Below are 10,248 nucleotides of genomic sequence, written 5' to 3' on the forward strand. Positions count from 1 at the left end.
GCTGGCCGCTGTATGAATCACGCCTGAAGGGAAAGCTGCACGTTATCAGCAAGCGTTACACTCAGCGCATTGAGCGACATAATCTGAATCTGAGACAACATCTGGCAAGGCTGGGACGGAAGTCACTGTCGTTCTCAAAATCGGTGGAGCTGCATGACAAGGTCATCGGGCATTATCTGAACATAAAACACTATCAGTAAGTTGGAGTCATTACCTCATACGGGATATTGCTATTGTTTCTTTTTCCCCGGGATTTGTCATCATTCCTGTGACAAAGTTTTACCCAAAGAAGTGTGGCTGATATGCTGCCCGCTACTTTTATACCCTAAGAAAGGAAATACGATGACCACCCCAACTTTTGACACCATCGAAGCGCAAGCAAGCTACGGCATTGGTTTGCAGGTAGGGCAACAACTGAGTGAATCTGGCCTGGAAGGGCTGCTGCCAGAAGCACTGGTTGCAGGTATTGCCGATGCGCTGGAAGGCAAACATCCGGCTGTTCCGGTTGATGTGGTGCATCGCGCGCTGCGTGAAATCCACGAACGCGCCGATGCCGTTCGTCGTCAGCGTTTCCAGGCGATGGCTGCTGAAGGTGTGAAATACCTGGAAGAAAACGCCAAAAAAGAAGGTGTGAATAGCACCGAATCTGGCCTGCAATTCCGCGTGATCAACCAGGGTGAAGGCGCAATTCCGGCACGTACCGACCGCGTTCGTGTTCATTACACCGGTAAACTGATCGACGGCACCGTGTTTGACAGCTCCGTTGCTCGTGGTGAACCCGCTGAATTCCCGGTTAACGGCGTGATCCCTGGCTGGATTGAAGCACTGACTCTGATGCCGGTAGGTTCTAAATGGGAACTGACTATCCCGCAGGAACTGGCATATGGCGAGCGCGGCGCAGGTGCATCCATCCCTCCGTTCAGCACCCTGGTGTTTGAAGTCGAACTGCTGGAAATCCTCTAAGCAGCGCATTCTGTTCCCCTCGAACCAGAGGGGAGCAGGCATTCAGCAATAAACCCTTCAGTTTGCCAAACGGCGCTATTTTGTGTTGCAAAGACCCCGTAAGCGTGTATTTTTGTGAGATGTTTCGCGTTATCACCGTGATATGACACTCACTTTAAACATAAAATTAACATTAGATCTAAATCTTAGTATTCATCCCGCGTATTGTTACCTAATATCGATGAGTCCCGATACAGATTCGTCGTATCATAGACTGACTAAAGGCCGTAGAGCCTGAACAACACAGACAGGTACAGGAAGAAAAAAACATGGTAGATCAGGTAAAAGTCGTTGCCGATGATCAGGCTCCGGCTGAACAGTCGCTACGGCGCAATCTCACAAACCGACATATTCAGCTTATTGCCATTGGCGGTGCCATTGGTACGGGGTTGTTTCTGGGGTCTGGCAAAACGATTAGCCTTGCCGGGCGTCGATCATTTTCGTTTATATGATCATTGGTTTTATGCTCTTTTTCGTGATGCGGGCAATGGGGGAATTGCTGCTTTCGAATCTGGAATACAAATCTTTTAGTGACTTCGCTTCCGATTTACTCGGGCCGTGGGCAGGATATTTCACTGGCTGGACTTACTGGTTCTGCTGGGTTGTAACCGGTATGGCAGACGTGGTGGCGATCACGGCTTATGCTCAGTTCTGGTTCCCCGATCTCTCCGACTGGGTCGCCTCGCTGGCGGTGATAGTGCTGCTGCTGACGCTCAACCTTGCCACCGTGAAAATGTTCGGTGAGATGGAGTTCTGGTTTGCGATGATCAAAATCGTCGCCATCGTGTCGCTGATTGTCGTCGGCCTGGTCATGGTGGCGATGCACTTTCAGTCACCGACTGGTGTGGAAGCGTCATTCGCGCATTTGTGGAATGACGGCGGCTGGTTCCCGAAAGGTTTAAGTGGCTTCTTTGCCGGATTCCAGATAGCGGTTTTCGCTTTCGTGGGGATTGAGCTGGTAGGTACAACAGCTGCGGAAACCAAAGATCCGGAGAAATCACTGCCACGCGCGATTAACTCCATTCCGATCCGTATCATTATGTTCTACGTCTTCGCGCTGATTGTGATTATGTCCGTGACACCGTGGAGTTCGGTAGTCCCGGAGAAAAGCCCGTTCGTTGAGCTGTTTGTGTTGGTAGGTTTGCCTGCGGCTGCCAGCGTGATCAACTTTGTGGTGCTGACCTCTGCGGCGTCTTCCGCTAACAGCGGCGTCTTCTCTACCAGCCGTATGCTGTTTGGTCTGGCGCAGGAAGGTGTGGCACCGAAAGCGTTCGCTAAACTTTCTAAGCGCGCAGTACCAGCGAAAGGGCTGACCTTCTCCTGCATCTGCCTGCTCGGTGGCGTGGTGATGCTGTATGTGAATCCTAGCGTGATTGGTGCGTTCACGATGATTACAACCGTTTCCGCGATTCTGTTTATGTTCGTCTGGACGATTATCCTTTGCTCGTACCTGGTGTACCGCAAACAGCGTCCTCATCTGCATGAGAAGTCGATCTACAAGATGCCGCTCGGCAAGCTGATGTGCTGGGTATGTATGGCGTTCTTTGTGTTCGTGGTCGTGTTGCTGACACTGGAAGATGACACTCGCCAGGCGCTGCTGGTTACCCCGCTGTGGTTTATCGCACTGGGGCTGGGCTGGTTGTTTATTGGTAAGAAGCGGGCTGCTGAACTGCGGAAATAACCGCATTATCATGCTGGATGGCGCAATGCCATCCAGCTTTTAGATCACTCACCCGCCAGCGCGCGTGGGAACAGTACATTGTTTTCCAGACTGATGTGATCCATCAGGTCATCAATCAGTTCATTAATGCCGTTATACATCGCTTTCCAGGTGGTGCAGGCTTCTGGCGGCGGTGTGACGTTATTGGTAGTGTGTTTGATCACTTCCAGCAGTTCGCCCGCTTCATCGTGCTCGCTTTCCATTACGCTGATTGGCCCCATTGCCTGGCTGCCCATGCCTTGTTTGATCATCGGGAAGAGGATCTGCTCTTCTTTCATCATGTGGCTGGAAAGCTCTTCATGCAGCATGGTCAGGTATTTTGTCAGCCCTTTTGGCACGCTCGGTTTGTCGGCGTGAACGCGCTCGACTTTAGTCGCTTGCAGGATCAGCTCCGGCAGTTGCTCGCGGTGACGATCGTGGTAGCGCACGATGATATGGTCAATGATTTCTGCCAGCGGGGCGCTACGCCAGTCTTTCTCAATCGGTTGTTCAGCAAGCTTTGCCAGTTCAGCTTCAATGACCTCAACATCCAGTTCTTTACGTGCCGCCGCGCGCGCCAGCGTCTGCTTACCGCCACAGCAGTAATCCATATTATATTTACGAAACAGAGCTGAAGCGCGAGGAATAGAGAGCGCCAGTTCACCTAAAGGTTGGTCGCGATAAGCCATAGCTGATACCTCATTCTTAATAAGATAAGATGTATTTTAAATACATCTTTAAGGCAAAAGCTATAACCCTTACGTAGCAGAGGCTTATTTAACTCACAGCCAGTATGTCAACTTTCTGAGACAGATTCAGTTAAAGGCTTTTCCGGTTTTGCTCTGACTACAATGACCACGCCAACCACTAACAGCGCGATACCGCTCAGCGTCATCAGCGGCGGCATTTGCTGGCGTATCAAAAAGGTGTACAGCAAACCTGCCAGTGTTTCGAAAACGATCAGCGGCCCGAGAATCACTGTCGGTAATCGCTGGCTGGCGACGTTCCAGCAGAGTGCGCCAACCCATGAGCAAAGCACGGCTATCGCAACCATCAGACTAATAAACACCAGCGGACGGGGGCCAAAAGGTAGGGAGAAGTCCGGCGTTTGCGTATTCAGCCAGTAACAGGCGACGAGATAGCCGATGAGAGAAACCGGCAGTGTGACCAGCGCCTGCGCCGTCGCCCACATCATCGGATGTTTGTCGGGATTCTCCCGCAGCCAGCGGGCGTTGCGCAGGGCATACCATGCCCAGCAGACCACGGAAACTAACGCTAGCACGATGCCTGAGGTATAACGTGCCCAGTCAAAATCGGGGAGTCCGTGGTTTAACTCAGCAATATTCACACACGCCAGGCCGATGCCAATACAAACCAGTGCCGGGGCGAGTTTTCCCCACGCGAGTTTGCCGTCGCGCTGGCTATAAAGCAGATTGGCAAAAACGGGAATCACCACCGGCAGGGTGCCGATAATCATCGTGGAAACAGGCGCACCAGTACGTTGAATGGCACTGGCAAGGCAGAAGTAATAGATGAGGTTGCCCATCATAGTGAGCATCAAGGCGGTAAGCCAGTCGCGACGCGCCAACTGACGCAGACGCACGCGTCCCAGCCAGGCAATGGGCAGCGCAATTAACCCTAACGCCAGATAACGCCCCATCGACTGCAACATCGCCGGGTATTCCGGTACGATCAACGGCCCGACAAAAATAAGCCCCCACATCAACCCTGCTAACAGGGCGTACAGCACGCCGCTAATCATTACTGGCATCCATTGGTCTGTCAGAAGAAAGTTCAGGAAGCAGACATGATTGCTCCCGGCATCCCGTCATTATTAGAGAGGATGCGGGAGGATGCCACTTTAATTAACTAGTTATTAACATTAAAAAGATGGCTTACGCTTTCGGCTAACGTTGTCGTTGGGCGGCCAATCAATTTGCTAAGCGTTTTGCTGTTATCAAACAGACCACCTTTCGATGCGCCAACGTCAGAATCCGCCAGCATATCCGCCAGTCCGTCGGGCAGTCCGACGCTTTTCAGTGCCGCGGCGAAATCGGCTTCGCTCAGATTTTGATAGGTAACCTGTTTGCCGCTCTGTTTGGTCAGCTCTGCCGCTAACTGTGTCAACGTCCAGGCACTATCGCCCGCCAGTTCGTAAACCTTGCCTTCGTGACCGGCTTCGCTAATCACGCGTGCCGCAGCTGCCGCATAATCTGCCCGCGTTGCTGAGGCGATTTTGCCATCGCCCGCCGCACCGATAAATACGCCGTGTTCCAGTGCTGCCGGGGCGCTGGCGAGGTAGTTTTCGCTGTACCAGCCGTTGCGCAGCAGGGTGTAAACGATGCCAGAATCAGCCAACATTTTCTCCGTCTCAATGTGCTCATCGGCGAGGCCGAGCGGGGAGGTATCTGCATGTAGCAGGCTGGTATAAGCGATAAATTTCACGCCAGCCGCCTTTGCGGCATTAATAACATTACGATGCTGCGGGGCACGTTGACCCACTTCGCTGGAAGAGATCAGCAGTAGTTTTTCCACTCCCTGAAGTGCAGATGTCAGTGCGGCTTCATCGCCGTAGTCAGCCTGACGCACGGTAATGCCTTGTGCTGCCAGAGCCTGGGCTTTTGCCGGATTACGAACGATAGCCACTATTTGGCTGGCAGGAACCGTTTTCATCAAGGATTCAATAATATAGTGACCAAGTTGGCCAGTGGCACCAGTAATAGCGATCATGGGAAGTCTCCATCGTTTTGTCTTGTGTTTAAATACGCTAACACCTAAACTTACTTTTAGTAAGTACGTACAAAAAGGTAAGTATGAAATGAGTCAGGTTAGCCTGTCGCAACAACTGAAAGAGGGTAATCTCTTTGCGGAACAGTGCCCGTCGCGCGAGGTGTTGAAACACGTCACCAGCCGTTGGGGGGTGTTGATTCTGGTGGCGCTACGCGAAGGTACTCATCGCTTTAGCGACCTGCGGCGCAAAATCGGCGGGGTGAGCGAAAAGATGCTTGCGCAGTCGTTACAGGCGTTAGAACAGGATGGTTTTCTTAACCGTATCGCGTATCCGGTGGTGCCACCGCATGTGGAATATAGCCTCACGCCGCTGGGCGAGCAGGTGAGCGAAAAGGTTGCTGCACTGGCGGACTGGATTGAGTTGAATTTGCCCGAGGTGTTGGCGGTGCGGGATGAACGTGCGGCATAACTGCCGGATGCGCTGAGCTTATCTGGTCTACGGTGCATGGCTGGTAGGGCGGATAAGATGCGCCAGCATCGCATCCGCCAATAAATGCCGGATGCGGTTGATAATTTATAGACCGAAAAAGAAGTGTTTTACTTACTCAAATCCACCTGATAAATCGCAAACCCGATATCATCGGTCGCGACTTTATTCATCGGATATTGCCCTTTCTCTTTAATAAACGCTGCGGCTTTATCTGACGGGGAAGTTTCGAAACGGATATCCAGTTTCTTATCGCCAGCTATCGGTGCTAAACGCCAGTTGTTATCTGCCGCCGGGTGAATTTCTCCCGCACGTTTCGACTCATCAGCAATCCACGCTGTCAGCACCGAGCGGTTCTCATCCGGTGAAGCAAAAGCGATATGTCTGTCGCCCGTACCGGCAAATTTGCGCCGTAAGCGCGATAGTTATTGGTGGCAACGAGGAACATAGCGTTCGGATCAATCGGCTTGCCATTAAAGGTCAGGTTCTTAATCCGCTCTGCATTGGCATTAATCATCTGGCACTCGCCGTCATAGCGGGCGGGTTGGGTAACATCAATCTGATAATTCACACCATCAATAACATCAAAGTTATAAGTGCGGAAACCATCCCAGTTGATGAGTGACTGTGGTTTCGTGCTGTTAGGATCAATCTGGTTAAACTGTCCGGCGGAGCACTCCAGCCACTCTTTCACCTCTTTACCGCTGGCTTTCACTACAATCAGCGTATTGGGGTAGAGATAAAGATCGGCGGCATTACGGAAGGTCAACTGGCCTTTTTCCACCTCCACATAGCTTGCCGGGTCATTTTTGCGACCACCAACTTTAAACGGTGCGGCAGCTGAAAGCACCGGCAGTTTTGCCAGATCCGGATCGCCCTGAATGTAATGTTCGACATACGCTTTTTGCGCGTTGTTCACGACTTGCACGGTCGGATCGTCCTGCACCAGCGCCAGATAGCTATACATATTGTCGGCAGATTTACCGATTGGCTTGCTGACGAACTGGCGTGTGGCATCGTGATCGGCTTTGAGTGTTTCTACCAGCTTGCTGTCTTCCGCCGCGAGGGATTTTTTATTGGCGATGTCGTAAATCGGCCGTGCTTCCGCTTTCGCCTGCGTCACCTGCCATTTACCGCTGTCATTACTGAGTTGTAAGTCGACCACCCCAAGATGATCGCCCCACATGCCCGGCATTACCGCCGGAACACCATTCAGCGTGCCTTTGGTGATATCAGCCTCTTCGATATCAGCAAAATCTTTACCCGGGAAAACGGCGTGAGCATGGCCAAACATAATGGCGTTAACGCCCGGAATTTCACTGAGGTAATAAACTGAGTTTTCCGCCATTACTTTATACGGATCGGCAGACAGCCCGGAATGCGCCAGAACGACAACGACATCGGCACCTTTCTCGCGCATTTCAGGCACGTATTTGCGCACGGTTTCGGTAATATCATTCACCGTCACTTTTCCGGATAAATTAGCTTTATCCCAGCCCATGATTTGCGGCGGCACGACGCCAATATAGCCAATCTTCAGCGTCTGTTTTTTTCCGTCTTTATCGACCACTTCGGTATCTTTAATTAAATACGGTGTAAACATTGGCTGTTTGGTTCTGGCGTCAATGACGTTGGCATTTACATAAGGGAATTTCGCTCCCGCCAGCGCATTTTTCAGGTAATCCAGACCGTAGTTAAATTCATGATTGCCGAGTGTACCGACCGTATAATCCAGCGTATTCAGCGCCTTATAAACCGGATGAACATCACCTGCTTTTAATCCTTTCGCCGACATGTAATCGGCCAGCGGACTCCCCTGAATCAAATCGCCGTTATCGACCAGTACGCTGTTTTTCACTTCATTGCGGGCATCGTTAATCAGGCTTGCCGTACGTACCAGTCCGAATTTTTCCGTGGCGGTGTCTTTGTAATAATCGAAATCCATCATGTTGCTATGCAGATCAGTGGTTTCCATGATACGCAGATCGACCGTCGCTGCATTCACACTGGCGGCAATCAGCGTGGCCAGGAGCGTTGCGCTAAACTTAATCATCAGGGACATCCTTTTATCATCGGGAATACGAAAGAAAAGGGAGAATAAACGTCTTACTTATAGAACAGTGAAGAATGCCACAATTTTACGCTTTGAAAATGATGACACTATCACAGTTGGCGCATTCATTAACGATAGGGTATAAGTAAAACAATAAGTTAACACCGCTCACAGAGACGAGGTGGAGAAATGTTAGATCAAGTATGCCAGCTTGCACGGAATGCAGGCGATGCCATTATGCAGGTCTACGACGGGACGAAACCGATGGACGTCGTCAGCAAAGCGGACAATTCTCCGGTAACGGCAGCGGATATTGCCGCACACACCGTTATCATGGACGGTTTACGTACGCTGACACCGGATATTCCGGTCCTTTCTGAAGAAGATCCTCCCGGTTGGGAAGTCCGTCAGCACTGGCAGCGTTACTGGCTGGTAGACCCGCTGGATGGTACTAAAGAGTTTATTAAACGCAATGGCGAATTCACCGTTAACATTGCGCTCATTGACCATGGCAAACCGATTTTAGGTGTGGTGTATGCGCCGGTAATGAACGTAATGTACAGCGCGGCAGAAGGCAAGGCCTGGAAAGAAGAGTGCGGTGTGCGCAAGCAGATTCAGGTCCGCGATGCGCGCCCGCCGCTGGTGGTTATCAGCCGTTCCCATGCAGATGCGGAGCTGAAAGAGTATCTGCAACAGCTTGGCGAACATCAGACCACGTCCATCGGCTCTTCGCTGAAATTCTGCCTGGTGGCGGAAGGACAGGCGCAGCTGTACCCGCGCTTCGGACCAACGAATATTTGGGACACCGCCGCTGGACATGCTGTGGCCGCAGCTGCCGGAGCGCACGTTCACGACTGGCAGGGTAAACCGCTGGATTACACTCCGCGCGAGTCGTTCCTGAATCCTGGGTTCAGAGTGTCTATTTACTAAATTCAGATGGCAGAAACAGTGTATTTCCTGATTCTGCCATCCTGATTTCTCCCAACCTAAAAAGTTATAAATAAAAAGAGATTGTATTTAAAGTGCAAAAATTCAATTGCTAATAAGTTACATTTTAATAATGAGCGTTTTTTGATAGTTTACTTCTATAATGAGATATTTAATGGCGACATAAAATAACCAAATAAAATAAGGTAGCCATATGTTACCCAGGATCAGACACAATAATTTTATTGGTGCGGTGGAGTTATTCGTAAAATCATCGCATACAAAAACACATTCAAACAATTTTTTTAATAATATTCAGCATGCATTTAAGAAAAAAGATTGGGTTTCGAATTATGATAGCCTGTTAACTTTGTGGGAGTTTTTTCGTTGCGCAACTCAGATTGATAAAGATAGTTATCAAGTGCTTTCATCAAAAAATGAAACTGTTAAAGCCATGGATAAGTTTCTTATCAGTTTCAGCCTTAAAGATAACGGTGCCGAATATACAATGACATTGCGAGGCAGTGGATTTGAATACGAAGAAATCCCCATAACAATAAATGAGTATAACTCATTCATGGATTTCAAAAACCGTGAATTTCCGTTAGAACAAAACAGAAGATTGTATGCTTGGGATATTCTGCAGAAAAAACAGTCTGACATACCGAAAAGGATTAAAGGTTATATTCACCAGGCGATTGGTGACGTGTCTTTAGGTTATGCCTTATTGGAGGATATAGTAAGCAAATTAAAACGGGGTAAATTTGAACTCCAAATACCAGGAGGTGGAATTAAAGAATGCGATGGATGGTATATTTACGAAAAAATAATTGATGATAATTTTGCCATAGTCATAGAATCTTTGGGCTTTGCGCTTAAAATCTATGGAGGGGATGAACGTTTTCGTAATGGTTCCTCTGTTGTTTTGGAGGATGAAGATTACTCTCTTATTTATAATTTTCTGGTTAATGCAGGTTGCCAACAAGTCGAATTAGCCGAACAAGTGGATGCGATAGTAAGTGCGAATCTGGCCGTAGATAGTGATATTACCGAAGAGGAGATTTGCGAGAAATATAAATCAACCATTGAGGCGTTTAAAAAAGAGCAACTAGCGTTACCAGTATGAGTTCGGTAATGCTGCCAACTTACTGATTTAGTGTATGATGGTGATTTTAAGGTGCTTGCGTGGCTTCCATTTCCATCAGATGTCCTTCCTGCTCCGCTACTGAAGGCGTGGTGCGTAACGGCAAAAGCACTGCCGGACATCAGCGCTATCTCTGCTCTCATTGCCGTAAAACATGGCAACTACAGTTCACTTACACCGCCTCTCAGCCCGGTACGCACCAGAAA

Annotated in this window: 9 protein-coding genes and 2 pseudogenes; 7 read left to right on the forward strand and 4 right to left on the reverse strand. The window is 49.7% G+C overall.

Going from position 1 to position 10,248, the window contains the following annotated elements; genetic code table 11:
* The 3 genes and pseudogenes from BHE85_RS05335 to cycA form a co-directional block, all read left to right on the forward strand.
* The coding region (locus BHE85_RS05335) for an IS1 family transposase (protein ID WP_000327172.1) at positions 1 to 200 on the forward strand (200 nt) is incomplete at its 5' end.
* Positions 201 to 342: 142 nt separating this feature from the next.
* Positions 343 to 963 carry an FKBP-type peptidyl-prolyl cis-trans isomerase gene (fklB, locus tag BHE85_RS05345; RefSeq protein ID WP_000211225.1) on the forward strand — a complete coding sequence of 207 codons (621 nt, stop codon included), beginning with the start codon at positions 343 to 345 and terminating at the stop codon, positions 961 to 963.
* A gap of 308 nt (positions 964 to 1,271) precedes the next feature.
* Positions 1,272 to 2,683: pseudogene (cycA, locus tag BHE85_RS05350) on the forward strand (D-serine/D-alanine/glycine transporter).
* 44 nt (positions 2,684 to 2,727) lie between these two features.
* Here cycA and ytfE read toward each other — a convergent pair.
* The 3 genes from ytfE to qorB all read right to left on the reverse strand — a co-directional run bounded on the left by ytfE (position 2,728) and on the right by qorB (position 5,431).
* Positions 2,728 to 3,390 carry an iron-sulfur cluster repair protein YtfE gene (ytfE, locus tag BHE85_RS05355; RefSeq protein ID WP_000331466.1) on the reverse strand — a complete coding sequence of 221 codons (663 nt, stop codon included), beginning with the start codon at positions 3,388 to 3,390 and terminating at the stop codon, positions 2,728 to 2,730.
* Positions 3,391 to 3,497: 107 nt separating this feature from the next.
* Positions 3,498 to 4,463 (reverse strand): DMT family transporter, encoded by a 966-nt coding sequence (locus tag BHE85_RS05360; protein WP_004988650.1) that lies wholly within the window; start codon positions 4,461 to 4,463, stop codon positions 3,498 to 3,500.
* A 107-nt stretch (positions 4,464 to 4,570) separates the two neighbouring features.
* The gene (gene qorB, locus BHE85_RS05365) at positions 4,571 to 5,431 is read right to left on the reverse strand and encodes an NAD(P)H:quinone oxidoreductase (protein ID WP_000560544.1); all 861 of its coding nucleotides are present in this window, start codon (positions 5,429 to 5,431) and stop codon (positions 4,571 to 4,573) included.
* A gap of 88 nt (positions 5,432 to 5,519) precedes the next feature.
* Here qorB and BHE85_RS05370 point away from each other — a divergent pair, with 88 nt between their 5' ends.
* Entirely contained in the window at positions 5,520 to 5,900 is a 381-nt protein-coding gene (locus BHE85_RS05370) for a winged helix-turn-helix transcriptional regulator (RefSeq protein ID WP_000084622.1), read from the forward strand.
* Between the two features lie 128 nt (positions 5,901 to 6,028).
* Here the strand turns inward: BHE85_RS05370 and cpdB are convergent.
* Positions 6,029 to 7,971 (reverse strand): annotated as a pseudogene (gene cpdB, locus BHE85_RS05375) (2',3'-cyclic-nucleotide 2'-phosphodiesterase).
* 189 nt (positions 7,972 to 8,160) lie between these two features.
* On the opposite strand from cpdB, the gene cysQ reads away from it, so the two are divergent.
* From cysQ to BHE85_RS05390, 3 genes are all read left to right on the forward strand, one after another.
* Positions 8,161 to 8,901 (forward strand): 3'(2'),5'-bisphosphate nucleotidase CysQ, encoded by a 741-nt coding sequence (gene cysQ / locus BHE85_RS05380; protein ID WP_000886909.1) that lies wholly within the window; start codon positions 8,161 to 8,163, stop codon positions 8,899 to 8,901.
* A 211-nt stretch (positions 8,902 to 9,112) separates the two neighbouring features.
* Positions 9,113 to 10,024, forward strand: coding sequence for a protein YtfI (gene ytfI, locus BHE85_RS05385; protein ID WP_000937646.1), 912 nt, complete (start codon positions 9,113 to 9,115; stop codon positions 10,022 to 10,024).
* 59 nt (positions 10,025 to 10,083) lie between these two features.
* Positions 10,084 to 10,248 (forward strand): IS1 family transposase (locus BHE85_RS05390; RefSeq protein ID WP_047664789.1); only part of this gene is annotated, 165 nt, incomplete at its 3' end.

The sequence above is a fragment of the Shigella sp. FC1567 genome, from assembly GCF_001743015.1.
Lineage (GTDB): Bacteria > Pseudomonadota > Gammaproteobacteria > Enterobacterales > Enterobacteriaceae > Escherichia > Escherichia coli.

Excerpts from the sequence above, each read along its gene's own strand:
- ytfE (WP_000331466.1), bottom strand. The coding sequence starts at position 3,390 with ATGGCTTATCGCGACCAACCTTTAGGTGAACTGGCGCTCTCTATTCCT.
- BHE85_RS05360 (WP_004988650.1), bottom strand. The coding sequence starts at position 4,463 with ATGATTAGCGGCGTGCTGTACGCCCTGTTAGCAGGGTTGATGTGGGGG.
- fklB (WP_000211225.1), top strand. The coding sequence starts at position 343 with ATGACCACCCCAACTTTTGACACCATCGAAGCGCAAGCAAGCTACGGC.
- BHE85_RS05370 (WP_000084622.1), top strand. The coding sequence starts at position 5,520 with ATGAGTCAGGTTAGCCTGTCGCAACAACTGAAAGAGGGTAATCTCTTT.
- qorB (WP_000560544.1), bottom strand. The coding sequence starts at position 5,431 with ATGATCGCTATTACTGGTGCCACTGGCCAACTTGGTCACTATATTATT.
- ytfI (WP_000937646.1), top strand. The coding sequence starts at position 9,113 with ATGTTACCCAGGATCAGACACAATAATTTTATTGGTGCGGTGGAGTTA.
- cysQ (WP_000886909.1), top strand. The coding sequence starts at position 8,161 with ATGTTAGATCAAGTATGCCAGCTTGCACGGAATGCAGGCGATGCCATT.